18 protein-coding genes, 1 tRNA gene and 1 riboswitch are annotated in these 26,408 nt (G+C 52.7%); of the genes, 11 read left to right on the top strand and 8 right to left on the bottom strand.

Annotated elements, in window-relative coordinates; translation table 11 throughout:
• Nucleotides 1-112: 112 nt before the first annotated feature.
• The 6 genes from PUP29_RS04540 to argC form a co-directional block, all read right to left on the bottom strand.
• Nucleotides 113-382, bottom strand: a complete 270-nt coding sequence (locus tag PUP29_RS04540) for a hypothetical protein (protein ID WP_353423904.1) — start codon at nucleotides 380-382, stop codon at nucleotides 113-115.
• Between the two features lie 63 nt (nucleotides 383-445).
• On the bottom strand, nucleotides 446-973 hold the full coding sequence (locus PUP29_RS04535) for a GNAT family N-acetyltransferase (protein ID WP_353423903.1): 528 nt from the start codon (nucleotides 971-973) through the stop codon (nucleotides 446-448).
• A gap of 13 nt (nucleotides 974-986) precedes the next feature.
• Complete coding sequence (gene carB, locus PUP29_RS04530) at nucleotides 987-4,181, bottom strand: carbamoyl-phosphate synthase large subunit (RefSeq protein WP_353423902.1); 3,195 nt, start codon at nucleotides 4,179-4,181, stop codon at nucleotides 987-989.
• Nucleotides 4,182-4,247: 66 nt separating this feature from the next.
• Nucleotides 4,248-5,441 carry an aspartate aminotransferase family protein gene (locus tag PUP29_RS04525; RefSeq protein ID WP_353423901.1) on the bottom strand — a complete coding sequence of 398 codons (1,194 nt, stop codon included), beginning with the start codon at nucleotides 5,439-5,441 and terminating at the stop codon, nucleotides 4,248-4,250.
• Between the two features lie 15 nt (nucleotides 5,442-5,456).
• The gene (argB, locus tag PUP29_RS04520; protein ID WP_353423900.1) at nucleotides 5,457-6,335 is read right to left on the bottom strand and encodes an acetylglutamate kinase; all 879 of its coding nucleotides are present in this window, start codon (nucleotides 6,333-6,335) and stop codon (nucleotides 5,457-5,459) included.
• A gap of 46 nt (nucleotides 6,336-6,381) precedes the next feature.
• The gene (argC, locus tag PUP29_RS04515; RefSeq protein ID WP_353423899.1) at nucleotides 6,382-7,416 is read right to left on the bottom strand and encodes an N-acetyl-gamma-glutamyl-phosphate reductase; all 1,035 of its coding nucleotides are present in this window, start codon (nucleotides 7,414-7,416) and stop codon (nucleotides 6,382-6,384) included.
• Between the two features lie 176 nt (nucleotides 7,417-7,592).
• Nucleotides 7,593-7,808: riboswitch (cobalamin riboswitch) on the top strand.
• A 131-nt stretch (nucleotides 7,809-7,939) separates the two neighbouring features.
• On the opposite strand from argC, the gene PUP29_RS04510 reads away from it, so the two are divergent.
• The 7 genes from PUP29_RS04510 (at nucleotide 7,940) to PUP29_RS04480 (ending at nucleotide 16,744) form a co-directional block, all read left to right on the top strand.
• The gene (locus PUP29_RS04510; protein ID WP_353423898.1) at nucleotides 7,940-8,914 is read left to right on the top strand and encodes an ABC transporter substrate-binding protein; all 975 of its coding nucleotides are present in this window, start codon (nucleotides 7,940-7,942) and stop codon (nucleotides 8,912-8,914) included.
• Nucleotides 8,915-8,930: 16 nt separating this feature from the next.
• A complete protein-coding gene (locus tag PUP29_RS04505; protein ID WP_079546974.1) occupies nucleotides 8,931-9,941 on the top strand; it encodes a FecCD family ABC transporter permease in 1,011 nt (336 codons plus the stop codon).
• The gene (locus PUP29_RS04500) at nucleotides 9,942-10,712 is read left to right on the top strand and encodes an ABC transporter ATP-binding protein (protein WP_079546975.1); all 771 of its coding nucleotides are present in this window, start codon (nucleotides 9,942-9,944) and stop codon (nucleotides 10,710-10,712) included.
• Nucleotides 10,713-10,909: 197 nt separating this feature from the next.
• Nucleotides 10,910-14,131, top strand: coding sequence for a lectin like domain-containing protein (locus PUP29_RS04495; protein WP_353423897.1), 3,222 nt, complete (start codon nucleotides 10,910-10,912; stop codon nucleotides 14,129-14,131).
• Nucleotides 14,132-14,210: 79 nt separating this feature from the next.
• A complete protein-coding gene (gene proS, locus PUP29_RS04490; protein WP_079546977.1) occupies nucleotides 14,211-15,653 on the top strand; it encodes a proline--tRNA ligase in 1,443 nt (480 codons plus the stop codon).
• A 149-nt stretch (nucleotides 15,654-15,802) separates the two neighbouring features.
• Nucleotides 15,803-16,213 carry a flavodoxin family protein gene (locus PUP29_RS04485; protein ID WP_079546978.1) on the top strand — a complete coding sequence of 137 codons (411 nt, stop codon included), beginning with the start codon at nucleotides 15,803-15,805 and terminating at the stop codon, nucleotides 16,211-16,213.
• Nucleotides 16,214-16,225: 12 nt separating this feature from the next.
• Nucleotides 16,226-16,744 carry a nitroreductase family protein gene (locus PUP29_RS04480; protein ID WP_079546979.1) on the top strand — a complete coding sequence of 173 codons (519 nt, stop codon included), beginning with the start codon at nucleotides 16,226-16,228 and terminating at the stop codon, nucleotides 16,742-16,744.
• Nucleotides 16,745-16,853: 109 nt separating this feature from the next.
• On the opposite strand, the gene PUP29_RS04475 is transcribed toward PUP29_RS04480, so the two are convergent.
• Entirely contained in the window at nucleotides 16,854-17,435 is a 582-nt protein-coding gene (locus PUP29_RS04475) for a TetR/AcrR family transcriptional regulator (RefSeq protein WP_079546980.1), read from the bottom strand.
• Nucleotides 17,436-17,593: 158 nt separating this feature from the next.
• On the opposite strand from PUP29_RS04475, the gene PUP29_RS04470 reads away from it, so the two are divergent.
• Together PUP29_RS04470 and PUP29_RS04465 are read left to right on the top strand one after the other, a co-directional pair.
• On the top strand, nucleotides 17,594-19,645 hold the full coding sequence (locus PUP29_RS04470; RefSeq protein WP_079546981.1) for an efflux RND transporter permease subunit: 2,052 nt from the start codon (nucleotides 17,594-17,596) through the stop codon (nucleotides 19,643-19,645).
• Nucleotides 19,646-19,698: 53 nt separating this feature from the next.
• Nucleotides 19,699-21,537 (top strand): YhgE/Pip domain-containing protein, encoded by a 1,839-nt coding sequence (locus PUP29_RS04465; protein ID WP_353423896.1) that lies wholly within the window; start codon nucleotides 19,699-19,701, stop codon nucleotides 21,535-21,537.
• 326 nt (nucleotides 21,538-21,863) lie between these two features.
• Here the strand turns inward: PUP29_RS04465 and PUP29_RS04460 are convergent.
• A tRNA-Ala gene (locus PUP29_RS04460) sits at nucleotides 21,864-21,940 on the bottom strand.
• 171 nt (nucleotides 21,941-22,111) lie between these two features.
• Here PUP29_RS04460 and PUP29_RS04455 point away from each other — a divergent pair.
• Together PUP29_RS04455 and PUP29_RS04450 are read left to right on the top strand one after the other, a co-directional pair.
• Nucleotides 22,112-22,816 carry an ABC transporter ATP-binding protein gene (locus PUP29_RS04455; protein ID WP_079547852.1) on the top strand — a complete coding sequence of 235 codons (705 nt, stop codon included), beginning with the start codon at nucleotides 22,112-22,114 and terminating at the stop codon, nucleotides 22,814-22,816.
• A gap of 4 nt (nucleotides 22,817-22,820) precedes the next feature.
• Entirely contained in the window at nucleotides 22,821-26,306 is a 3,486-nt protein-coding gene (locus tag PUP29_RS04450; protein WP_353423895.1) for an FtsX-like permease family protein, read from the top strand.
• Nucleotides 26,307-26,408 lie beyond the last annotated feature (102 nt).

Here is a 26,408-nt window from a genome sequence, read left to right as displayed (position 1 = left end):
ATGGCGAAAGACAATATATCAAGAGAGAAATAAGAACTCTCCATATTTCTGCGCGAAAAGAAACGCACAAAAAAAGGCGCAAATCTTTTGCGCCTTAAAAAAAGTATTTTTATTAGAAAACAGCGGCGATACATCCGAGCGGAAGCAGAATGACCCAGAACAAAACGCCGAGGATAGCGAGTACGATACATACCGTGCCGATAGCTTTTCCGGCGCGTGCGTTTTTGTCGTTAGGGTCGACCTTGATGATCTTGCTTCCGGTCGCAACTGCTACGATCGCTAAAACAAAGCCGATGAAAGAAAGATATCCGAGCTCTAAAACAGGGATCCACCCGAGGATATCGCACAAAAGGGCAAGCAGACCTAAAATCAATGATACCATAAGAATTCAAAACCTCCATTCTATAGTACAATAACCCAACCGAAAGGTGGGCAAACGGAAAGCTCAATGCTTGGCCCTTGCACATACCGTTTCATAATCAAACATCTCATCCATTTCACAGATCTCGTTTACCATAAGGGCGCGGATATAATCGCTGTCTTTGGAAATAGAATGGATATAATATCCGTTTTTTAGATAAAAAGCAACTGTGGAGCGCATTTTAGAAGCCGTGTGCAGCGTGATGGCACGTACTCCCATGGAAAGACACTCGATACGCACCTTTTCAAGCAGAAGACCGCCAATGCCAAGATTCTGTGCTTCCGGATCGATGGAAAAACGGCTGAGGTAGGCAATACCGTCTGAGAGCAGCTCAAAACGGACGCTGCCTACGGTCTCCCCGTCGATCTTAGCGACGAATACATTTTTGTTATGAATATCCGAGAGAACGTCACTGAGCGTTTCGTACAGCGCAGCTACACTCTCACGTTTACGTATCTCACGCGCATACAAATCGAACGCACGCTTTGTGATCTTAAGGACATCCTGCGCATCCGCATCGGTCGCGCGGGTGAGCGTGATCTGATCCATCATGGCGCCCGCCCCCTTACTTATATTCGCCGAGCGGGATAATGCTCAGCTTATCGTCCGATTGAAGCACTTTCAGCATAGAGTTGACCGTATCCATAGATGTGATGCACGGCACGTTGAAGCTGACCGCCGTCCGGCGCAGCTTAAAGCCGCTGCGCGTCTTTTGTTTCCCGCGTGTGGGAGTGTTGACGATGAGCGCGAAATCCCCGGTCTTGATGCGGTCGAGGACAGTCTCATTCGGAACAAGCTCCGTTTCGAAGCCGTGCCCGCTGAAATATTGATGCGTGCCCGGAGTAGCAGCCAACTCAAAGCCGCATTCCCGCAGCTGCTTCGCAATGCCGAGCGCCTCTTCCTTATCGCGGTTCGCTACGCTGACGAGTATCTTTCCCTCTTTATCCGGGATGCTGCTTCCGGAGGCAAGGAACGCCTTTTTAAGCGCCTTGATGAAGGTCCGGTCCGTTCCCATTACCTCGCCTGTAGATTTCATTTCAGGCCCGAGGAAGGTGTCTACCGTAGCAAGCTTGGAGAACGAGAACACAGGCGCTTTTACCGTGACGAGGCGGGATTCCTTGTGGACGCCCGTCGCATAGCCCATACCCTTCAGCGTTTCCCCCAGCATGATGCGTGTTGCAAGGCCGACCATAGGCACGCCCGTCACCTTGGAAAGGATCGGAACTGTCCGGCTCGCGCGGGGGTTGACCTCAATGACATATACGTTGTCTTTTTCGTCCATGACGAACTGAATGTTGAACAATCCCTTGATATTGAGCGCACGTCCGAGAGCGATACCGTAGTCCGCGACCTTTTTCTTTGCTTCCTTGGAAATCGTCTGCGTGGGATAGACGGCAAAGCTGTCGCCCGAGTGAACGCCTGCCCGTTCGATATGTTCCATGATCCCGACAATGAGCACGTCCTCGCCGTCGCACACGGCGTCAAGCTCGATTTCTTTTCCTACCACGTATTTGTCGATCAATACGGGCTTGTCCGGCGATACCTCCGCTGCCATCGTCATATATTCCGTCAGCTCCGCGTCGTTATATACGATCTCCATAGCCCGTCCGCCGAGCACATAGGAGGGGCGCACGAGCACCGGATAACCGATGCTTGCCGCAGCCTCGAGGGCATGCTCGAGGGAGAATGTCGTATCTCCCTTAGGAAGCGGGATATCGAGCTGCTTCAGTACGTGCAGGAACTTATCACGGTCCTCTGCACGGTCGATATCCTCAACGGTCGTTCCGAGGACGGTTTTACCTGTATCTACGATCGGCTTGGCAAGATTGATCGCCGTCTGTCCGCCGAACTGGACAATGACGCCCTCCGGCTTTTCTTTATCGATAATGTCGAGCACACACTCTTTGGTGAGCGGCTCGAAATACAGCTTGTCGGACGTATCGAAGTCCGTAGACACCGTTTCTGGGTTGGAGTTGATGATGATGGACTCATAGCCCATTTCCTTTAAGGTGTTGACCGAATGAACGGAGCAGTAGTCAAACTCGATACCCTGACCGATCCGTATCGGCCCGGAGCCGAGCACGATGACCTTCTTTTTGTCCGTGCGCTCCACCTCGTCTTCGTTGTCATAGGTGGAATAATAGTAGGGAGTAACGGCCTTGAATTCACCCGCGCATGTGTCGACCTTTTTAAAAGAGGGATGTATGCCAGTAGCGCCGCGCATATAGGTGATCTGCGACTCATGTGCGCCAATACAGTCAGCAATATAACCGTCGCCAAAACCGGCCTTTTTGCACTTGCGCAGGAACCATGCGGGGAGATTCTCGATGGTATAGGTACGCAGCTCCTTGGAAAGGTCTACGATATTCTTCAGCTTATTGATAAAGAATTTATCGATTTTTGTGATCTCGTGCAGTTTGTCGACAGAATAGCCGTGTTCGAGCGCCTTGGAGAGCACGAAGATACGTTCGTCGTCCGGATTGCGGAGGGATTCATCGATCTCGCTCAGCGTCCAGTCGTCGATATTTTTCATGCCGAGATTGTAATTGAGCTTTACGTCGAGGCAGTCTATTGCTTTCAGGAGCGATTCCTCGATGCTCCGCCCGATCGCCATTACCTCGCCCGTCGCTTTCATCTGCGTACCCAGCGCGCGATTAGCGCCCGTAAATTTATCGAACGGCCAGCGCGGCACCTTAGTGACCACATAGTCGAGTGTCGGTTCAAAGCAGGCGTAGGTTTTCCCGGTCACGGAATTTTTGATCTCGTCAAGATTATAGCCCACCGCGATCTTGGCCGCGACGCGGGCGATCGGATAGCCCGTCGCTTTGGAGGCGAGCGCGGAGGAGCGGGAAACGCGCGGATTTACTTCAATGACTACGTAGTCGTAGGAATTTGGATCGAGCGCGTATTGGATATTGCAGCCGCCGCGTATGTCGAGCGCGCGGATGATCTTGATCGCAGAGGTGCGCAGCATCTGATATTCCCGGTCGGTCAGCGTCTGTGAGGGGGCAACGACGATGCTGTCGCCGGTGTGAACGCCGACAGGGTCGATGTTTTCCATGTTGCATACAATGATGCAATTGTCCGCGTTGTCACGGATCACCTCATATTCGATCTCTTTCCAGCCTGCGACACTTTGCTCGAGGAGGACCTGATGAATGAGGCTCATCTTGAGACCGCGCGCCGTAATATCCATCAGCTCGTCCATGTTATGCGCGACGCCGCCGCCCGTGCCGCCGAGCGTGTAGGCAGGACGGACGATGAGCGGGAAAGGACATTCCTGCGTGAATGCCTCCGCCTCTTCAAGGGAAGTGACGATGGTGGAGTGCGTCGTTTTCTGCCCAGTCCGTACCATCAGATCTTTGAACATTTCGCGGTCTTCCGCCAAACGAATAGATTCAAGCTGTGTTCCAAGCAAGCGGATACCAAGTTTGGGAAGAATACCGCAATTGTCAAGCTCGATCGCCATATTAAGGCCGGTCTGGCCGCCGAGCGTGGCGATGATGCCCTGCGGCTTTTCTTTCTTCAGGATGCGGATCACCGTATCGAGGGTGATTGGTTCGATGTATACTTTATCCGCCATGTCAAGGTCGGTCATAATGGTGGCGGGGTTGGAGTTGATGAGTACGACCTCATAACCCTCTTCTTTCAGGGCCTTGCAAGCCTGCGTACCGCTGTAGTCAAATTCTGCGGCCTGCCCGATGATGATGGGGCCGGAGCCGATCACAAGGATTTTTTCAATATCTGTCAGTTTTGGCATCTCGCATTCCTTTCTTTTGCAGGTTTAATCTTTTAAAAAAGCAGACGCCTGCGCCTGCTTGATTTATCATGAAAATAATTCGCTGAGCGCGCCGATCAGCAGATCGATCTGCCCGCGGCTGATACAATACGGAGGAGCGAAACGAAGCGTATTCGAACCGGCCGTACCGATCACGAAGCCCTTTGCGATCAGAGCGTGCTGCACTGCATGCGCGTCCTTTTTTTCCGAAAGCTCGGCGCCGAGCAAAAGCCCCATGCCGCGCACATCGGTCACGATCTTTGGAAAGCGCTCCTTGAGTGCAAGCAGCTGCTCTTTGAAATAGCCTCCCGTGCTTTCGATACGGGAAAGCATATCGGCGTCCACACGTTCCGTTACATAAAGCCCTGCCGCACAAGCAAGCGGATTGCCGCCAAAGGTGGAACCGTGGTCTCCCGGACCGAAAGCGTCTGCAAACGGAGAAGAGGAGAGGCATGCGCCGATGGGCATACCGTTCCCGAGCGCTTTAGCAAGCGTTGTGATATCCGCATGTACGCCGTAATGCTCCTGCGCGAGAAGCTTTCCGGTGTGCCCCATGCCGGTCTGGACTTCGTCGATGATAAGAGGGATATCCTGCTGTGTGCACAGGGTGCGAAGCAGGGAAACGAACTCTTTTTGCAGCGGAAGAACGCCGCTTTCCCCCTGTATTACCTCGAGTATTACACCGCATTTATCCGCTGTAACAGCGGCTTTCGCAGCTTCGATATCGTTTGCGTCGATATATGTGAAGCGGTAAGCGCCGGGGCGGAACGGTTCATGGAATTTTTCCTGCCCGGTCGCCGAAAGCGTCAGAAGCGTCCGGCCGTGAAAGCTCTTTTTGAGCGCAACGAACCGATCGGAACTGTTCCCCTTATCGGCCGCATATTTTTTTGCCAGCTTCAGGGCGCATTCATTTGCTTCTGCGCCGCTGTTCGCGAAAAATACGCGCTCAAAGCCTGTACGTTCGCACAGAAGCTGTGCGAGCCGCGTCTGAGGCTCGTTATAAAAATAATTACAGATATGTATCACGCCGCTGTCGATCTGCCCTTTCAGAGCGGACGCAAAGCCCACGTCGGCATAACCGAGGCAGTTCACCGCGATACCGGCAAGAAAATCGATATATTCCTTATGGTCAGAATCCATAAGGACGGCGCCTTTCCCCCCGGTAAAAACAACGGGGAGGCGTGCGCCGAACGTTTTCATATAATACTGCTCGTCGATCTGTTTCAGTTCCTCGTACGTCATCAAAAAATCCTTCCTTTAGCCCGTCACCATCGTACCGATACCGGAATCTGTAAAGATTTCAAGAATGATCGGATGAGGGATCGTTCCGTTCAGGATATGGGTGCGTTTCACGCCCTTTTCGATCGCGGCCAGACAGCTCTGCACCTTGGGCAGCATACCGCCCGTGATCTTCCCCTCGTCGATCATATTAAGTATATCCGTTTTGGACGCTACATACAAGAGGGATTCGGGATCATCTTCATTGGTGCGTATGCCGTCTGTATCCGTCAGGAAAATGAGCTTTTCCGCCTTGAGAGCTGTGGCGATCGCTCCGGCAACGGTATCCGCGTTGATGTTGTAGCTTTCGCCGTGATCGCCCGTCCCGACCGGCGCGATGACCGGGATATACTGGTCGTGGGCGAGGGTGTTGAGGAGCGTCGTATTGATCGACGTGATCTGCCCGACGTTGCCGAGGTCAACGCCGTTTTTCGGCGGCGCCTTGACCGCCTTGATAATGTTGCCGTCGATACCGCAGAGGCCGATGGCAGACGCGCCCATACCGTTCAGCTTGGCGACGATCTCTTTATTGATTTTCCCGGTAAGCACCATCTGTACGACTTCCATCGTTGCGTCGTCCGTCACGCGCAGGCCATCGACGAAGTTCGGCTTGATGTCAAGTGAGTCAAGCATGTGATTGATGTCCGGCCCGCCGCCGTGTACGAGGATGGGATTCATGCCCACGAACTTCAGGAGGGTAACGTCCTCCATGATCTTCTGCGTAAGCTCATCGTGCATCATGGCTGCGCCGCCGTATTTGATAACGATCGTTTTTCCAAACAGACGCTGGATATAAGGCAGAGCCTCGATCAGCACATGAGCACGTTCCAGATATTTTTCCATTTTTTGATCTTCCATACTATTCACCATTTCCTTTAATAAGAGGCGGCAATACCGCCGGTAGTTACAGATACCATGCCGTCCGGGGCAGCCCCAGCGTTTCATCTAAGCCGTTCATGAGATTAAAATTCTGGATCGCCTGTCCTGCGGCGCCCTTGATGAGATTATCAGTACAGGAAACGATAATGATCCTTCCGGTACGCTCCGAGAGTTCAAAACCGATCATGCAGTTGTTGGAGCCGACTACATATTTCAGCTCAGGCAGCTTTCCGTGCGGCAGAACGTGTGTGAAAGGGGCGTCCGCATAGTAGCTTTCGTATACTTTGGAAATTTGCTCCGCGGTAACGCCCTCCGCGAGCTCTGCGTAAATCGTCGCGAGAATGCCGCGTTTGACGGGCAGGAGATGCGGTGTGAACAGGAGGCAAATATCCTTGCCGGAGAGCTTGGAGAGCTGCTCCTCGATTTCCGAGGTATGCCTATGCAGCGGTACGGAATATGCTTTGAAGTTATCCGCCGTTTCACAATAGGAGAAAGCGAGCTTTTCTTTCCGGCCCGCTCCGGTCACACCGGATTTCGCGTCGATCACGATACCGTTTTCCCGAATGACGCCCTCCGCAAGCAGCGGCGCGAGCGCCAAAATACTCGTCGTCGTATAACAGCCCGGATTGGCTGTAAAAGAGGATTTTTTCACATCGTCTCCGAAAAATTCGGGCAGTCCGTAAACGGCGGAAGCATTTTCCTGCTTCGCGGTATGCGGGATACCATACCATTTTTCATAAATATCGGTATCGTCATAGCGGAAATCCCCCGAAAGGTCGATGACCTTGTGCCCGGACGCAAGCAACGCGGGCGCGGCCTTGAGAGACTGGCCGTGCGGCAGACAGAGAAATACGAAATCACCCGCATCCGGACCGCTTTCCTCTCCGGTGAGCCCGACGCTTTGGTTCGGAATAAAATTTGCATAGATATCTTTCATCTCTTTTCCGGCAAAGCTTTTGGATACAGCCTTATTGATATGCACGTCCGGGTGCGCAGAAAGGAGGCGCAAAAGCTCCGCGCCCACATAGCCGGTCGCCCCGATCACGCTGACATTTACCATAATAAAAACAACTCCTTTTGTAGGGGAACCGTTTTGCGTGCCCCTGAATTTCAAACTGATATTAATAATTATACATTCAAATGAATAATTATGCAATAGGGGTTATAAGAAAATAGTGCCAAATAAGAGAGAAAATTCCATTGTATGAAAAATTTTTTTGTGATATATTTTAAAACATAAATAAAATCGATTTTGGTGCCGGGAAACCGGATAATAGGGAAAGCGTATGCCGCTGCAGCCCACCGCTGCCGTGTGACGGAGCAACTGCGCCGGACTGGAAACAGACTGGAGCTTGCGGGAAACCGTATAAATGCCACTGGCCAAAAGGCCGGGAAGGCGCGCAGGATGCGATGAAGTCAAGCCGGAAAACCTGCCGAATCGTGAAACGATGTTTTTTTCTTCGGCGGGGAGAAAGGAAAACGCACAGTGCCTTTTCTGCTGTTTAAGCCGGAAAGGTATTTTTATGTACGCAGGCCGCGCCCGGGAAAAGCAAGCAGTTACTATTTTATACAGGAGGACAGTTATGAGGAAAAGATGGATCGCACTATTTTTGTGTGTCGTGCTCTGCGCTGCGGCGCTTGCGGGGTGCGCTGCGCAGCCGGCGGAAGAAACAGGAACGCCGGAGACGTCTGAAAGCCCGGAGGCAAGTGTTTCCGCTGAAGCGGCTGAACCTTCCGGAACGGCAGAGGCAGACGGCGTGACCGTAACAGATATGGCGGGAAATGAAGTGACGGTCAAAAAGGCAGACAAGATCGTTTCCCTTACGCCCGCGGGTACGGAGATCGTATGCGCGCTCGGCGCGGCGAAGCAGCTCGTTGGGGTGGACGCATATTCGGATTATCCGGAGATTACGGAGTCTATAGAGGTCGTCGGTGATTTCAACGGACCGGACGTGGAAAAAGTGGCGTCTCTTGAGCCTGACGTTGTGCTGGCAGGAACCGGCTTGCAGGAAGATGCTGTCGCCCAGCTTCAGGAGCTCGGGATCGCGGTCGCAGTCGTAGAGGCGACGACGTTTGACGAAATATCGGGTTCGATCGAACTGATCGGAGAGATCATCGGCGCGCAGGAAGAGGCCCAAACGGTGATTGGAGAGATCGACGCTGCGGTAGAAGAAGCGCAGGCGAACCAGCCGGCGGAAAAGAAAACTGTTTATTACGTCATGAGCTATGGTGAAAACGGCAACTGGACGAGCGGCCCGGGAAGCTTCATCAACACGATGATCGAGCTTGCAGGGGGAAAATGCGTGACGGAGGACGCCGAATATCCGTGGATCGAATATCCGGTGGAGGACCTTGTGGTCGCAAATCCCGACATCATACTCGTAGGAGAGACGATGGGAAGTGAAGCGGACGGATTGGCGCAGGCGCAGGGCTATCAGGACCTTGACGCGGTCAAAAACGGAAAGGTCTATGAGATCGACGCGAACGTGTTCACACGTCCCGGTCCGCGGATCGCGGAAGCGATTGCGCAGCTCAGCGAGATCTTAAACGAACAATGATCCGGCGGAACAGGATATGAAAAAAAGGACTGTAAAATTCGGAATACTTCTTTCGGCGCTCATCATAGGCGGCATAGCCGCCTTTGTGTGCGCCTTTTTCATTGGAAGCTCCGGGTTTTCGGTCGCAGAATTCGGGCGGATCATAGACGGCTCTGCCTCACAGACCGTATATAATATTTTCCTGAATATCCGGCTCCCGCGCGCGGTGGGAGCATTTCTTGTCGGTGCGGCGCTTGCCGTTTCCGGCTGCTGCCTTCAGGGCGTATTTAAAAACCCAATGGCAGATTCCTTTGTGCTCGGCGTTTCGTCGGGAGCGGCGCTCGGCGCGACGGTCGCCATGACGTTTCTGACGGGCATGAGCCTTTTCGGCGCGGGAACAACTGCCGTATTCAGCTTTGCCGGTGCGCTCGTTGCCGTATTTATCGTGTATAACATTTCACGCATACGCGGAAAGGTATCGACGTTTTCCCTGCTTCTTTCCGGTTTTTCCATGAGCGCGCTGTTTTCGGCGATCATTTATCTTATTATGCTGCTCAACCGGGACAAGATGGAAAATGTCGTCATGTGGAACATGGGAAGCCTTGCGAATATGACATGGGATAAGATATGGGTCGCGCTTCCCGTCATCCTTTTATGCTCTGCGCTGCTGATGTTTCATGCAAAGCCGCTCAATATCATGCTGAACGGAGACGAGGTCTCGCAGAGCCTCGGAGTGGATACGCATAAGACGCGCAGGAATATGCTTATTTTAACGTCTTTGCTTTCCGCGGTCGCGGTGTCGATCAGCGGGATCATCGGCTTTGTCGGCCTGATGGTGCCGCATCTTCTGCGCATGATCGCCGGGCCGGACAATAAAAAGCTGATGCCGCTCTGTTTTGTGGGCGGCGGCATGTATCTGCTCATTTGCGATGTGATTGCCCGCGTGATCCTGAACGGGCAGGAGATGCCCGTGGGTATCGTAACGTCTATCTTCGGTGTGCCGTTCTTTATTTTTCTGCTGCGGCGCGGAAACAGGGGAGGGATCTAAGTGGGAATCTGTATCAGGAACCTCGATTGCGGAGTAGGCGATACGCCGATCCTGCACGATATCTCCCTTACATTGAATACGGGGATGATAGGCATCATAGGACCGAACGGCGCGGGAAAGACGACGCTTCTGCGGACGATTTCCGGCTATTTAAAGCCCGAAAGGGGAAGTGTGGAGATCGACGGAACGAACGTGCGGGAGATCGGTGTTAAGGCGCTGGCGAAAAAGATGGCGCTCGTGCCGCAGAATTATGCCTTGGAATATGATTTTACCGTGCTTGAAACTGTGCTCATGGGGCGCAATCCTCATAAAAAGACATTTGAGGGAGACAGCATGGAGGATATCCGTCTCGCGCGGGCGGCGATTGCCAAAACGGGGATCGCGCACCTTGAAAACCGGTCTGTGATCGGGCTTTCCGGCGGGGAATGGCAGCGCATGATCATTGCGCGGGCGCTTACCCAGCAGTCGAGCATCCTGCTGCTCGACGAGCCGGTCTCGAGCCTCGATATCAAGCATCAGGTGGGGATACTGTCTCTCGTAAACGAATTGGTACGGGACAGCGGGCTTTTATGCGTATGCGTCCTGCACGATCTGAATCTTGCAAGCCACTATTGCAGCGAGATCGTGCTGATGAAGCAGGGGCGCATTGTCCGGCACGGGCCGACCAGAGACGTTTTGCAGAAAGATATCCTCGAGGAGGTCTACGATACGAAAATCCGTATGCTGCATGAAAATGACGGTTCCACCTATATTTTCCCGGAAATGCCGTGATCAAAACAAATAAAGGAAGCCGCACCGGTAAGGAGCGGCTTTTTTGTTATATCCGGCGCATGTATGAGGAAGCGTCGAAAGGATTTGTTTTGTACATCGATTTTGATGCGGATATGCGGCAGTCATGCTATAATATCTGTAGTATAAAATGAACAGGCGTGCGCATGTGCGGGCGCATAGGATGGAGAATCGACAGAATGAAAAAAACAGTAAGCTTATTTTTAGCGGTGGTTTTGGCTGTAACGGCAGTATTTTCCTGTGCGCCGCTTGCTTTTGCATCGGAGTTTCTTGTCGTGGAAAATTGCGAAGAACCAGACGAAAGCGGCCTCTATACGGCGCAGGAGGATACAACGGTAAGGATTGCGGATCCTGCCTCCGTGCAGGGGCAGCCGCTTCACTATATGCTGATCTTCACGTTGAAGAACAAGGAAATGAGGGTCACGGAGCAAATAGAATATGAACCGTCGCAACCGCTGCGCCTCACCGATGCGATCATTCGGGCAATAGAGGACGGCGTGCTTACGCAGGAAGAGCTTGAGGGCGTCAGTGTTGCCATTCTGAGCATGACAGTCGGAGATGAAGACGCGGCCCTGTCGGAGGATATACGTTTTCTTCCGGCGGCCTGCGCGCCGGTCGAATTTTTACAAGAGGAGGGGCAATATCCTGTTTCTGAGGAGATCGGTCTTTCTACACAGACGCAGGACGCAGAGATACGCTATACGCTGGACGGGACCTCTCCGCTCCATGAAAGCGCGCTGTTTTACGATAGGAACACGGGGATCGTATTGACGGAAGATATGAATATCCGCGCAAGCGCGCGCAAGGCTGGGCTCAAAAGCAGTGAAATAGTACAGGCGGCCTATACGGTGGCAAAAAGCGGAGCGGTCGCGGCTTCTCCCGTGCCGGGAACTGTTCCTGCTGGAACGGAGGTCACTCTTTCGGCTGCTGAAGGAGAAACTATCCTCTATACGACGGATGGAAGCGTACCGGAAAAGGGCGCGGCCGGAACGGAGGACGCAGGAACAAACCGGGCGTCCGTAACGGTAAACGGGGATATGGTGATCAGCGCCCGAACCTATAACGGGGCTGCCGCACCGGGAGATGTGCAGCGTTTTTCCTATCGGGTGTCGGGTGCGGGTGACACTTACGAACCAAACGACAGCGCCGTTTCCGCAACGGAGGTCTCCTTTCCCGCAAAGCTGAAAGCGACGCTCCATACCGCTTCCGATGTAGATTATTATAAATTCCACTACAACTACCAAATGCCTGTAGAGCTGCTGCTCTTTCAGCCGGATGATGACAACGCGGCCTATACGCTCAGCCTGCTTGACGAAAGCGGAACAGAGGTCGCGCGCAGCGAATTGGAGGGCGATCAGCGCATCACAGCAAAATTGAGCGAAGGAGACTATTATGCCGTTGTACAGGGAAACGGCGGATATTTTACGGAGCAGGAATATACGCTCGTGCTTTCCAAGCAGGCTGCGGAGGGGATCGATCTTTCTGAATATAACATGCTGAACGCGATGCTCAATGCAGACTCATCTGAAGATTGCTACACGCCGACGGAGGGGCGCGGCGGTATTCTTTCAGGCGGGGACGTCTATATGGCGCTCGCCTATCTTGCGCGATGGAGCGGCCCGGTCCTCGAGGCAGACGATCCGTATATGCTGGATGAACTGGATTATTTTGATTTTACCTATAACGAGGTGCCCGCGCGGTATCATTTGCGGCAGGCGATCCTGCTGCCCGACCGGGAGAAGAACGCGGAGGATACGCTGCATTATAAAAACGCGATCTATACCTACGGGGCGATTTACTGCGGGCTGCGGCATATAGAGGGAGAAAACGGTTATTACGACGAGACGGGCTCCTACTATTATAAGCCGGAGGAGGATATGGCGGGCGGCGGCCACGCGATCTCGCTCGTAGGCTGGGACGATACGGTCCCGGCGGAAAGCTTCACCGTAACAGTGGACGGAGAAACCTATACGCCGGCGGGAGACGGAGCGTTTATTGCGAAAAACAATTACGGAACAGAAAAGGGACAGAACGGTTTTTTCTATATCTCCTATTATAGTGCGGACCTTTCGGCAAACTCGGCCGCGGCAATTTTTGTGGATGATCCGGCAGACAGCTACGATAACATCTATCAGTATGACATGCTGGGCTATACTAATTATTATGAGCCAAGCCAATATTCGCGCGGAAAGGTGCTGTACACAAAAAATGTGTTTGAAGCGGCGGGAGATCAGGCGATAAAGGCAGTCTCTTTCTATGCGATGCATGAGGAGCAGGACTACGATGTCTATATCGAAGCGAATGGGGAGACGAAGCATGTCGCCAGCGGAACGCATAAATATAAGGGATATTATACGGTAGAGCTCGGTGATGGGATGCTGGTTTCAAGCGGTGAAACATTCAGCGTGATAATACGCCTGCAAAACCGTGACGGAAGCGATGTTGCGGCGGCGATCGAAATGCCGATATCGGGGAGGTCGGAACGGGCGAAAGCGCAGGCCGGACAGAGCTTTACAAGCGCGGACGGAAGGACGTGGACAGATATCTCGCAGCAGTATTCGGCCAATAACTGCATCAAGGTATTTACGGACGGTGAAGGAGGCGGCACGAACGAAGAAGACCAAGGCGAGCCGGGAACGGCGCTGCGCGTCTCCCAGCTTTCCGGAACCGGCATTTCTGCTCCGGCAGCAACGGCGGATACGGCTTCGGCGAGCGGTCAAAACCGGACGGCGGCTCTTCCGCAGGGAGAGACGGCAGCGCCGGCTACTGAGCTTCCGGAGAAATTTGACCTGCGGGATGCAGGCGCGGTCACACCGCCGAAAAATCAGGGCTGGATCCCCTCGTGCTGGACGTTCGCGGCAATGAGCAGCGCGGAAAGCATCCTGCTGCGGCAGAATAATATCGCGGAAAAGCTTGGGGTGGAAAGCATAAGCATAAACAGCGCGGATTCAGTAGACCTAAAAGCGGAGGGAACGGCCGAGTTTACAGCGGCGGCGGTCGTCATGCCGGATGAAGAAGAATTTTCCGGTGTGAAATGGAGCTATGCGGGCGACCTCGACAGTATTGAGATCAAAATGGAGGATTCGGTAAGCGGAGAGCAGACAGTCCTTTTTACTGCGAAGCTTCCCGGAACGGTGACCATTACGGCAACGAGCACGGCGGATGATACGAAGTCAGTCAGCAAGACGATAGAGATCACACAGGCAAGTCCGCAGCCTGCACCGGGTCCAAGTTCTCAGCCGGACGGAAACGGCGGAACGGGGCAGGATACGGCTGGGGTACAAGATTCTCCAAAGACGAACGACGGCAAAGATATGACGCTGTGGATCGTGCTTGCCGTTGCTGCGGCCGCGGCAGTCGTTGTGGCTGTCATCCTGCTGAACCGGAAAAAGAAGCAATAGCATGGCGCGGGACGCTTGAAAAAAGCGTATCAAAATGATAAACTATTAGAGTTTCAGTACATATTTGAAGGAGAGAGCTATGGCAAAGCAGACAGGCGGTTTTGTGGAACACATCACGCCGCAGAGCGAAGATTTTTCACGGTGGTATACGGACGTCATCAAAATGGCGGATATGGTCGACTATTCCGAAGTGAAGGGCTGCATGGTCATCAAGCAGTACGGTTATGGAATATGGGAGCTGATCCAGCGTCAGCTTGACGACAGGTTCAAAGCGACGGGGCATAAAAACGCGTATTTTCCGTTACTGATTCCCAAACATTTGTTGGAAAAGGAAGCGGAGCATGTAGAGGGGTTTGCTCCGGAGGCTGCATGGGTCACGATCGGCGGAAAAGAGAAGCTGGCGGAGCCGCTGTGCATTCGTCCCACGTCCGAAACGATCATCTGCTCCATGTACTCCAAGTGGGTGCAGAGTTACCGCGACCTGCCCGTGCTGCTCAACCAATGGTGCAACGTTATGCGTTGGGAAAAGAGTACCCGTCCTTTCCTGCGGACTTCTGAATTTTTATGGCAGGAAGGGCATACCGTACATGCAACACAGGAGGAAGCAGAGAAAGAAACGGTGCGCATGCTGAACGTTTACCGCGAATTTATGGAAAATGTGCTTGCAATCCCCGTGATTGCAGGGCAGAAGAGCGAAAAGGAAAAATTCGCGGGCGCGGACCACACCTATACGGTGGAGGCGATGATGCTGGACGGAAAGGCGCTCCAGATGGGAACGTCGCATAATCTCGGACAGAATTTCGCTAAAGCCTACGATATCCAGTTCCTCGACCGGGACGGGCAGCTGAAGTATGCATGGCAGACCTCATGGGGGGTTTCCACCCGTATGATCGGCGGTCTCATCATGGTACACGGGGACGAACGCGGATTGAAGCTGCCGCCGCGCGTCGCGCCGATCCAGTGCGTGATCGTTCCGGTGGCCGCGCATAAAGAGGGCGTATTGGAAAAAGCGCAGGAGCTTTACGATATTTTAAAAGATGCGGGAATACGCGTAGAGCTTGACGACCGCGACCAAAGCCCGGGCTGGAAGTTCAACGAATGGGAGCTGAAGGGCGTTCCGGTGCGGCTTGAAATCGGCCCGCGCGATATCGAAAAGGGCGCGTGTATGCTTGCTCGCAGAGACACCTGCGAAAAGGCAGCCTATCCACTTGAAAATATCGGGGAGACTGTGCAGGAGCTGCTCGACCGTATCCACGACGATATGCTTGCGGGCGCGCTTGCGCACCGTGAGGAACGCACGTTTGATGCGCATAACTGGGAAGAATTTATGCAGGGAATCGAAGAGGGACACGGATTTGTCCGCGCAATGTGGTGCGGAGAGACAGAGTGTGAGGAAGCGATCAAAGAAAAAACAGGAGTGACGACCCGTTGTGCTCCGTTTGAGCAAAAGGACCTCGGAGAGGTCTGCGTTCACTGCGGAAAGCCTGCAAAGAAGATGATGTATTTTGCAAAATCCTATTGATCCTGCGCTATATTGCCAAAAGAGACCTATAAGGCCGCTCCGGACAGATGTTTCCGGACGGCCTTTTTTATGCGAAATACCGGTTATTGTGAAAGTATTAGCCTCAGAATTTAATATTGTGCTATAATAAAAAACGGGAGGCAACGGAAATGGTGGAGATACGGTATTTTTCAAAATCGGGCAATACGAAGGCGATCGCCCAGTCCATTGCTGCTGCAGTCGGCGCGGAGGCGCACGACATAAGCACGCCGCTTTCAGGCAAGGCAGATATTTTGTTCCTTGGAGGCGCAGTATATGCGTTTCGCATTGCGGGAAAGCTGAAAAAATTTATCAAAACGCTTTCACCGGAAGCGGTAGGAAAAGTCGTGGTTTTCAGCACGGCCGGAAATCCGGCAGGCGCGTCGCAGCTCATCAAAAAGCAGCTGCGGAAATGCGGTATCGTGCCGGCCGCAGAGGAGTTTCACTGCGTGGGCAGACTGGCAGAGGATGAAGCGGTGCAAAAACAGGCGGCACAGTTTGCGCGGGAGACTATAGACAGGTTGGATCATGACAAAAGATAGGAGGTATGCTATATGGGCTTTTTAGAACTTGCAAAAAAAAGGTATTCTGTACGGAAATATAAAAACACGCCGGTAGAAGAAGAAAAGCTGAAACGGATACTCGAGGCGGGCCGCGTCGCGCCTACCGGAAAAAATAATCAGCCGCAGCGGCTGATCGTGGTAAGAAGCGAAAAAGGGCTTGAAAAGATCGGTAAGGCTGCGCGTATTTACGGCGCTCCCTGCGTGATCATCGTATGCAGCGATACGCAGGAAACATGGGAGCGTCCGTTTGACGGGAAGAAGCTGACGGATATTGATGCGAGCATCGTGACAGATCACATGATGCTGCAGGCGACGGAGCTCGGACTCGGCACCTTGTGGATCTGTTGGTTCGACCCACAGGTGCTGCGTGCAGAATTTGAGATACCGGAGCATCTGGAGATCGTGAGCCTGCTCGCCGTGGGATATGCAGACGGCGAGCCGCAGAGCCCGGAGCGGCACGGCAGAATGCGCCTGCCGCTCGAAAAAACTGTATTTTATGAAAACATGTAACAGCCTTCGGGCTTCTCGAATAAGCTATTTGGTTTTCAAATCAAAAGGACGTGCTGAAGCACGTCCTTTTTGTGCGGCAACGGATAAGCGGCAACTGCGGGCGCGGCATTTATTGCTCTTGGACCGCGCGGTCAAAATTGGCGACGCCGTTATAAAGAACCTGAAAGATCAGACGTGAAACTTGGTCTGCAGACTCCGGCGTTCCATCCTGAAGCCACTTTTGCAGGATACTGATGCAGCCTGTGATGCCGAACACAGACAGATAGTCTTTTGTACGCGTGTCGAGGCCGGAATAGATTTGTACGGGCATGATGTCGGGCAGCTTCATGATCTCCCGCTGGATATCGGGCTCGCAGTGATCGCTTAAGAGCGCTTTGAAAAGCGGCGCGTTTTCCTGAACGTATTCAAGGATCAGGCTGAGGACCTGAAAGGAAATAGGGCTTCCGCTGCCGACCGTCTGCTGCTCCAGATGCTTTGTGATGTTTTGCAGCACCTCCTGCTCCATGTGGTGCAGGAGGTCGTATTGGTCGTGGAAATGCGCGTAAAACGTACTTCGGTTAACGTCGGCCAGCTCGCATAACGACTTCACGGAAATTTTAGAGATATGCTCCTCCTGCATTAATGTGATGAGCGCGTTTTTTAAAGCATCGAGCGTATATTTCACACGGCGGTCTGTTTTTCGGGTGTTCATATTAAGCCTCCAAATTTAAAAATATTGTAACAATCCAACGTTTTTCTGCGTTCTGTTGTATAACCGACATATCAAACGGGATTGTTGGTTGTAATCCAACAGTGTGTTGATTATAATACAAATCGTATCATATTACAACAGGACGCTGTGGAGGAGAAATGAACGGGCTAACAGGATTCATCATAAAACGTAAAAAAGCGATCCTGATTTTTTTTATTGCCGCAGCGGTAATATGCGCGGTGCTGCAGTCGTTTGTAAAGGTGAATTACAATATGGTGGACTATCTTCCGCCGGACGCGCAGTCTACGAAAGCGCTCGAGATCATGGAAGCGGAATTCGATACGGATATGCCGAACGCGAGCGTAATGGTAAAGAACGTATCTGTCGAAGAGGCGCTGGAATATAAAAATGCGCTGACGGAGCTTCCCGGCGTTTCCGGCGTGATGTGGCTGGATGACGTGCTGGACCTAAAGCAGCCGCTTGAGGTGGCAGATCAGGATACAGTCGCAGAATATTACAAAGACGGTACTGCTTTATATACTGTAACGATCGAGGACCAGCGGGAGCAGGAAGCGTCGGATGCGATCAGAAATTTGATTGGCACGGAAAACGCGCTTGCCGGGGAAGCGCCTGATCTTGCGACGATGCAGGAGGCGACGAGTGCGGAGGTTGGCAACGCCATGGCGATCCTGCTGCCCATCATTATCGTGATCCTGATCCTTTCGTCCTCCTCGTGGATCGAACCGCTGCTCTTTCTGGTCACGATCGGCGTGTCGATCCTCATCAACATGGGAACCAATATTTTCGTGGGCGAGATATCCTTTATGACCAATTCGGTAAGCCCGATCCTGCAGCTTGCGGTCTCGCTCGATTATGCGATTTTCCTTTTGCACAGCTTTGCGGCAAACAGGGAAAAATACAGCGATGTGAACGACGCCATGCGCCATGCGGTCAGGGAATCGATGTCCACTGTGGCGGCCAGCGCGGCAACGACGCTGTTTGGGTTCCTCGCGCTCACCTTTATGAACTTTCAGATCGGCGCCGACCTCGGATGGAATCTTGCGAAAGGCATCATTCTGAGCTTTGTGACAACGATGGTGTTCCTGCCGGCGGTCACGCTGTGCACATTTAAGCTGATCGACAAAACAAAGCACAGGCCTTTGCTGCCAAGTTTTCGGAATATCAATAAGGTGTTTTCCCGTGTGGCGGTTCCGGCGCTGATCCTCGTCGCCGTTCTCATCATACCGAGTTTCCTCGGGCAGGGGCAGACCGGATTTGTATATGGGAACGGCAGCGCGGCGCAGGCCAGCGAAAGCGGACGGGATAAGCTGGAGATACAGGAAGAATTCGGGCAGTCTACGGTTATGGCACTTCTTGTTCCGCGGGGAGATGCGGCAAAAGAGCTGGAGCTCAGCCGGGAGCTTGAGCGGATGGAGCATGTGACGGGTGTGATGTCGTACGCAAATACGGTGGGAACGGCTATTCCGTCCGGATTTTTAGATAAAAATATAACAGGACAGTTTTATTCGGATCATTACGCACGGATCGTGGTATACACAGATACGGAAACGGAAGGGGATCTGGCGTTTCGCGTCGTGGAAGAGATCACGGCGGCAGCAAAGAGCTATTATGGAAATGAAGTATATTCCGTGGGTGAGAGCGCCAATCTCTATGACATGAAAATGGTCGTGCAGACAGATAATCAATTCGTGACGCTGCTTGCGGTTGCTGCGATTTTCCTTGTGCTGCTCGTCACATTCAAATCGGGCACATTGCCATTCATACTGCTGCTGACGATCGAGGCAGGAATATGGATCAACTTGGCGATCCCCTATTTCACAGGCACGTCTATCAATTTCATCGGTTATCTGGTGCTCAATACGGTACAGCTCGGAGCGACGGTCGACTATGCGATTTTGCTCACCAACACCTATACGAGATACCGAAAAGTTATGCCGCAGAAAGAAGCGATGCACAGAGCAATGGGAGATTCCTTCAAGTCGATCCTTGTGTCGGCCGCAACGCTGTCGGCTGCTGGCTTCACCTTATATGCGACGTCTTCGAATCCGGCGGTCTCCGATATCGGACTGCTGCTTGGCCGGGGAACGCTGCTGTCTCTTTTCATGGTGATCTGCTTTCTGCCCGGTATGCTGCGGCTGTTTGACAAGGTGATCGCTAAAACTACCTATAAAGCGGGGTTTTATCAATGATAAGCAAAAGAAATATAAATCGGAAAAAAAGACTGGAGCGGAAACAAAAGCGAATGAAATACACGGTATCCGTCAGCATCGCTGTTGCGCTTTTATTGGTAACCACGATAGGGGCGGGCATATCGTCCGCTGCCACAAGCCCGGAGCAAATTCCGGAGCGGACCTCCGTGGGAAGCAACGGTCCGGCACAGATCAAGGAAAAAGACGAGATCGTCTATGCGGCTCTTTCAGCAGAGGGGAATGCCGAAGCCATTTATGCGGTGAACCATTTCGAGCTGCAAACAGGCGGAACAGTAACGGATTACGGTACATATGAAAGCGTTGTCAACCTGACGGACAGCAGGGATATCACGCAGGACGGTGAGGCGGTGACCTTTTCCGCGAATAAAGGAAATTATTATTATCAGGGAAACATGAAAAGCACGGAGCTGCCATGGCGTTTTAATTTCTCCTATTCGCTGGACGGGCAAAAAATGAGCCCACAGGAAATCGCAGGAAAGTCCGGCGCGTTGGAGCTCAAGATCACATCCGCTCAAAACAGCAGCACAGACCCAACGTTTTATGAGAACTATATGCTGCAGATCACGGTAACGCTGGATACGGAGAAGTGTACGGATATCGATGCGCCGGGGGCGACAGTCGCGAGCGCGGGAGCGGATAAAGCTATCGCCTATACGGTCCTGCCGGGCAATGATGCGGATTTCACCTTAAAGGCAGACGTAACAGATTTTACAATGACGGGAATATCCGTCTCCGCCGTTCCCTATTCTATGAGCATGGAATTTCCCGACATCGAGGGACAGCTCGGCGAATTGGAGCAGCTTCCAGATGCGGTCGCACAGTTAAATGAGGGCGCGAAAGAGCTGAAAAGCGGAACAGAGAAGCTGAAAACCGGAAGCGCCGGGCTGGTGGATGGTTCACAGAGTATAGAAGTGGGGCTTGCTCAGCTTGCCGGAAACGCAGAGCAGCTTACGGACGCATCGCAGCAGATAGATACTGCGCTCGTGCAGATCGCTTCTGCGCTTCAGACGGGAGGAGAGGTAGACATCAGCCAGCTTGCACAGCTTCCGCAGGGGCTCGCAGAGCTTTCGAATGGGTTAAAAGCAATATCCGGACAGATTGGAACGCTGAAAGACGGTTTTGCACAGGCCTATGGCGGCCTCGACGCGGCAATGCAGGGCATAAAGGCTGCAGTCAGCGAGGAACAGATCGCCGCGCTGGAAGCGGCGGTCGCCGGTCAGGAGGAAGAAGAAACTGCAAATGCGCTGATCGCGCAGTATCGGGCGGCGCAAACGGCAAAGAGCGTCTATGATAACGTCAATGCGGCGTTTGACGGTGTGAATGCTGCATTGGAGCAGCTGCCGTCTTCCGTCGAGACGATAGCGGGCATGCTGGATGCAGTTTCTGCACAGGCAGGCAGCGCACTGGAAGAAATGGGAGGACTCGAGCAGCTTGGTATGCTGACAGAGGGGCTTACGGCGCTTTCGGAGAGTTACGCTTCTTTCCATAGCGGCCTTACGGGATATTTGAATGGAGTACGGGAACTGGCTTCGGGCTATGCGGATTTCCATGCAGGGCTTGAATCCTTTGATGGCGGCGTAGGAGAATTAGATGACGGCGTAGGAGCGTTTTCCGACGGTACCGAGGCGATGAACAACGAAATGGCGGATCTGCCCGATATGATCCAAGAAGAGATCAATAAGATGAAAGAGGAATATATGCCGTCCGATTTTGAGCCGGTATCGTTTACTTCGCCTCAAAATACGGATACGGACTTCGTACAGTTTGTGCTCCAAAGCACGGGGATCGAAAAGCAGGAAGAACCCGAACCCACGCAGAACGAAGAAGAGCCGGAAACGTTTTGGGACCGCCTGATTGCGTTGTTTCAGTAAAAAGATTACGGGTAAAAACTGATTTTTTGATTTGAAAACCGGAACGAAAGAAAGCAGGAAAAGGCCTGTAACCTTTTCCTGCTTTCCTGTCGCGGAGGCTGCTATTCTGTTTCATAGTATAAAAAACATGTTCCAAACGCCGTCCATTCCCGGCTTGATAGTTCCGTGTATAACTCGTTATATAAGGCTCTTTCATTTGCTGCGCTTTCGTTGTAGATTTTTATGTTGCCTTACTGGGTAATACCCTGTTTATACGGATATTCTCAAATTTTTAACTGTATTATAAAAAAGGCATAAACAAAAAGGGTTTTGTTTATGCCACGGTATGGTGGAGCATACCGGATTCGAACCGGTGACCCCCACACTGCCAGTGTGGTGCGCTAGCCAGCTGCGCTAATGCCCCGTTGCGCACTATTATATCATACAAAATTTTACTTGTAAATTGTTTTTAAGCGCAGGATTATTTTTGCAGGCCGGACACATCGCGTTCAAACTTCGTTCATACGCGGAAGTTATGATATAATAGTAAAAACGGATGATCCCCGAAGGACAGGGAAAAGGACGGATGCAGGAAATGGGATGCTTTGTTGAAGTAAAAGACGTATACAAGAGATACCGCATGGGCGAGGTGATGATCACCGCGTCGGACGGCGTATCTTTTGAAATAGAAAAGGGAGAATTTGCGGTGATCGTAGGTTCTTCCGGCGCAGGAAAAACAACGGTGCTGAATATTCTCGGCGGGATGGACCAATGCGATGAAGGGCATATCATGGTGGACGGAAAAGAGATCAGCCGTTATTCTCCGCGCGAGCTTACGGAATACCGCCGCTTCGATATCGGCTTTGTATTCCAGTTTTATAATTTAGTACAGAATCTGACGGCAAAGGAAAATGTCGAACTTGCGACACAAATATGCCGGGCGCCCAAAGATGCGGAGACGGCTCTGCGGGAAGTAGGGCTTGCGGAACGTATGGATAATTTCCCGGCACAGCTGTCCGGCGGGGAGCAGCAGCGCGTCTCTATTGCGCGCGCCCTTGCAAAAAATCCGAAGCTGCTTCTGTGCGATGAGCCGACGGGCGCGCTTGATTCCGAGACGGGGAAAACGATCCTGAAGCTTTTGCAGGATACTTGTCGGAGAGACCACATGACGGTGATCGTCATCACGCATAACCATGCGATCACCCCGATGGCTGATCGGGTCATTACGATGAAAAACAGCAAAGTCGTGGATATCAGCTTGAACAGCAGCCCGACTCCGGTGGAGAAAATAGAGTGGTAAGGATATGAAATCGAAACTAGTCAAGGAAACGCTGCGGGAAATATGGAGGAGCCGCAACCGTTTCTTCTCAATCATGGGGATCGTCGCGCTGGGAGTAGGCTTCTTTGCAGGCGTAAAAGCAAGCTGCCCGGATATGAAGCTCACAATGGCGCAATATTACGAAGATACCGCGCTTGCGGATATCCATCTTGTTTCTACGTATGGCTTCAACGAAAACGATTTAGAGGCGATCAGCACAGACGGGGATATCCGCGCGATGATGCCTGCCTATTCTGTCGATGCATTTGTAGACGTTGGGGAACGGTCGGACACGATCGTCAAGGTGCTTTCTCTTAACGCGGAAGAGCTGGACAGCGCAGACACGCTGAACAAGCCCGTGCTGAAGGAAGGACGCTGGCCGGAAAATACAGGGGAATGTGTAGTCGAACAGAATATCCATTCTCCGGAAGAATTTCAGATCGGCAATACAGTAACGCTGGTCGCCGGGCAGGAAGACGAGGATATCGGAGATACGCTTGCACAGGATACGTTTACTATTGTGGGGATCGTGGAATCTCCGCAATATATTTCCTTTGACCGCGGAAAAACACAGGTCGGGGACGGAGAGATCGACACGTTTATGATGGTCCCGGAAGAGGATTTTACGCTGGACGTCTATACGGACGTCTATCTGACGCTCAAGCAGACGCAGGGCCTTTCACCGTTTGAACAGCCATATAAAGATGCAGTGGAGGAAGCTGTCGGACGTTTTGAGCAGATCGCAGAAACGCGCGAACAGGAACGGTATGATGAAATCATAGACGATGCGCAGGCAGAACATGACGATGCGAAACGGCAGCTTGCAGATGGAGATGCACAGCAAACAGCCGAGCTTGCGGACGCCCGGTCGCAGTTAAACGCCGCGCAGACGGAGCTCGACAGCGGGCGCGAGGAGCTGAACGCAGGAAAAAGGAAATATAACAGCGAGATCACGGCGGCGGAACAGCAGCTTGCAGACGCAAGGGCAGAGCTCGACAGCGGATGGGAGCAATATAAGACGGGTCTTGCAGAATATCAAAACGGTCTTGCGGAATTTGAAGAACAGGAGCCGGAGGCGCTTGCAGCTCTGCAGGAGCTTGAGAAGCAGCGGGACGCGCTGAAAGCGCAGGTACAGGATGGAGAAGCGCAGATCGCGGCAGGACGGAACCTCGTGTCGGGAATCGGGAACATCGCGGACGCTTATGCGGATATAGCGGGCGACCTTTCCAATCTGCCGGCAGACGCCGCGGCGGTGGTGCAAAACGCGGGAGCACTGGACGCCATGCTGCCGCCGGGCACGCTGCCTTCCGGGATTACTGTGAAAGGCACGTTGGAGCAATATATTTCCGCACAGCCCGGGAGCGCAGAGAAAAGCAGGGCAGGGCTTATCCTCAGCATGGCGGAAAGCGGAATAAGCAGCTATCTTGATACGCAGGAAAAGGAGCTCGCACCGGCAAAAGAGGGGCTTGAACAGCTTGCGGCAGGCATTGCGGACGCACAGCAAAAGCTGAACAGCGCACGGGAAAAGCTGGAAAGCTCCAAACAGGAACTGAACAGTGCAAAGGCAGCGCTTGAAACGGGAGAAGCGGAACTGGCGGCAGGACAAGAGGAATTGGAGAGACAAAGAGCGGAAGGCCTGCAGTCTCTGTCCGATGCGGAACGGTCGCTTGAGGAGGGACAGCAAGCGCTTGCCGATGCCCGGACAGATTATGAAGAAGGGAAACGGGAATCTGATCAGGAACTCTCTGATGCGCGTACTGAGATAACCGATGCAGAAGCAGAGCTCTCCGGCCTTGAAAAGCCGGTTTGGTATGTATGGGATCGGGATGAAAATCCGGGCTATTCCAGCTATCAGGAGGATGCAGAAAAGGTCGATGCGGTCGCGCAGGTATTTCCGGTATTTTTTATCCTTGTGGCGGCGCTCGTCTGCCTTACGACCATGACCCGCATGGTAGAAGAACAGCGGACGCAGATCGGAACGCTGAAAGCGCTCGGTTATTCCAACCGGACGATTATGGCGAAATATTTATGGTATGCCATTGCGGCGAGCCTCATCGGCAGCATTGTGGGATTGCTCGTTGGCTTTACGCTGTTCCCGACGACGATCATCCATGCCTATCAGCTCCGTTATTTTATGCCGGAGCCTATCACGCCGTTCCGGTGGGATTATGCGGTATGGTGCACAGTCGTGGCGGTATTGGTCACGGGCCTTTCCGCGTGGGCGGCAGGATATGCGGAGCTGAAAGAGCAGCCGGCGCAGCTGATGCGGCCGAAATCGCCTCCGTCCGGCAAGCGTGTGCTGCTCGAAAAATGGACGTGGCTGTGGAACAGGCTGAATTTTACCAAAAAGGTAACGGTACGCAATCTGTTTCGATATAAGAAGCGCGTGCTGATGACGGTGGTCGGCATCGCAGGCTGCACGGCGCTGATGCTGACAGGCTTTGGCCTGCAATATTCGGTCGGGGCGATCGTTCCCAAACAATTTGAAGAAATATTCGTTTATGACGCGATGGGCGCAATGGAGGAAAACATTACGCCGGATGAAGTCGAAGCGGTGCGCGGACAACTGGAAAGCACGCAGGGGCTTGAAAGCGACATGATGATCCTTTATCAGGGAATGGATGCGGAAGCGGGAAACAAAAAGGCAAGCGTGACCACGTTTGTGCCGGAGGAACCGGAGCGCATCGGAGAATATATCACGCTGCGCACACGGGAGGGCCACGAACCCATTGCGCTCGGAGACAGCGGCGCGGTCGTCAACGAAAAGCTGGCGAAGCTCCTTGGCCTGAGGGAGGGCAGCAGCTTTACGCTTACCGACGCGGACGGCAAACAGGTGGAGCTGCAGGTGGCGGCTATCACGGAAAACTATGCGATGAATTTCGTTTATCTGTCTCCTGCATATTATAGTCAGGTGTTCGGCGAAGAAGCGGCTATGAATACGTTCGTATTCAATACGGCGGACGGCGCGGACCTCAGCTCGCTTTCAGAGACGATACTCGGCTATGAGCATGTGCAGGGGATATCCTATGCGGAAAGCTCTGTCACGCAGTTTTCCGATATTGCGGACAGCCTTGGGAGCATCGTTCTTGTGCTGATCCTATCGGCGGGGCTGCTCGCATTTATCGTGATGTATAATCTGGTCAATATCAATGTGACGGAGCGGATACGCGAGCTTGCGACGATCAAGGTGCTCGGTTTTTATGACAAGGAGGTATCGGCCTATATCTATCGGGAAAACAACATCTCGGCGGTAATCGGGATGCTCGCCGGCCTGATAGGCGGGATATTCCTTGAACGGTTCGTGATACAAACCGCCGAGGTAGATATCGTGATGTTTGCACCCGAGATCCCGTGGACGGCGTTTGTGTACGCAGGCGCGCTTACGCTGGCATTCACCTTTATTGTAAATTTTGTCCTGCATTTCAAGCTCAAGAAGATAGACATGGTGGAATCCATGAAATCCATTGAATAAGACGGAAAATATCCGGTTTTTCTGAACGGAGAAAAGACGCATGCAGTGAGCGTGCGTCTTTTTGCTTAGGATACAAGTTTGATGCAAGGGGGCTCTATAATA

The organism is Christensenella massiliensis (genome assembly GCF_040409835.1).
In the GTDB taxonomy this organism is placed as follows: Bacteria; Bacillota; Clostridia; order Christensenellales; family Christensenellaceae; genus Christensenella; species Christensenella massiliensis.
Note: the sequence above shows the minus strand (reverse complement) of the source record. Positions and strands in the feature narration are given on the sequence as shown.

Coding starts and splice junctions, on each gene's coding strand:
- PUP29_RS04455 (WP_079547852.1), top strand. CDS start 22,112: ATGGGATGCTTTGTTGAAGTAAAAGACGTATACAAGAGATACCGCATG.
- PUP29_RS04510 (WP_353423898.1), top strand. CDS start 7,940: ATGAGGAAAAGATGGATCGCACTATTTTTGTGTGTCGTGCTCTGCGCT.
- PUP29_RS04465 (WP_353423896.1), top strand. CDS start 19,699: ATGAAATACACGGTATCCGTCAGCATCGCTGTTGCGCTTTTATTGGTA.
- argB (WP_353423900.1), bottom strand. CDS start 6,335: ATGGAAGATCAAAAAATGGAAAAATATCTGGAACGTGCTCATGTGCTG.
- proS (WP_079546977.1), top strand. CDS start 14,211: ATGGCAAAGCAGACAGGCGGTTTTGTGGAACACATCACGCCGCAGAGC.
- PUP29_RS04505 (WP_079546974.1), top strand. CDS start 8,931: ATGAAAAAAAGGACTGTAAAATTCGGAATACTTCTTTCGGCGCTCATC.
- argC (WP_353423899.1), bottom strand. CDS start 7,416: ATGGTAAATGTCAGCGTGATCGGGGCGACCGGCTATGTGGGCGCGGAG.
- carB (WP_353423902.1), bottom strand. CDS start 4,181: ATGCCAAAACTGACAGATATTGAAAAAATCCTTGTGATCGGCTCCGGC.
- PUP29_RS04470 (WP_079546981.1), top strand. CDS start 17,594: ATGAACGGGCTAACAGGATTCATCATAAAACGTAAAAAAGCGATCCTG.
- PUP29_RS04540 (WP_353423904.1), bottom strand. CDS start 382: ATGGTATCATTGATTTTAGGTCTGCTTGCCCTTTTGTGCGATATCCTC.
- PUP29_RS04535 (WP_353423903.1), bottom strand. CDS start 973: ATGATGGATCAGATCACGCTCACCCGCGCGACCGATGCGGATGCGCAG.
- PUP29_RS04485 (WP_079546978.1), top strand. CDS start 15,803: ATGGTGGAGATACGGTATTTTTCAAAATCGGGCAATACGAAGGCGATC.
- PUP29_RS04495 (WP_353423897.1), top strand. CDS start 10,910: ATGAAAAAAACAGTAAGCTTATTTTTAGCGGTGGTTTTGGCTGTAACG.
- PUP29_RS04525 (WP_353423901.1), bottom strand. CDS start 5,441: ATGACGTACGAGGAACTGAAACAGATCGACGAGCAGTATTATATGAAA.
- PUP29_RS04480 (WP_079546979.1), top strand. CDS start 16,226: ATGGGCTTTTTAGAACTTGCAAAAAAAAGGTATTCTGTACGGAAATAT.
- PUP29_RS04450 (WP_353423895.1), top strand. CDS start 22,821: ATGAAATCGAAACTAGTCAAGGAAACGCTGCGGGAAATATGGAGGAGC.
- PUP29_RS04475 (WP_079546980.1), bottom strand. CDS start 17,435: ATGAACACCCGAAAAACAGACCGCCGTGTGAAATATACGCTCGATGCT.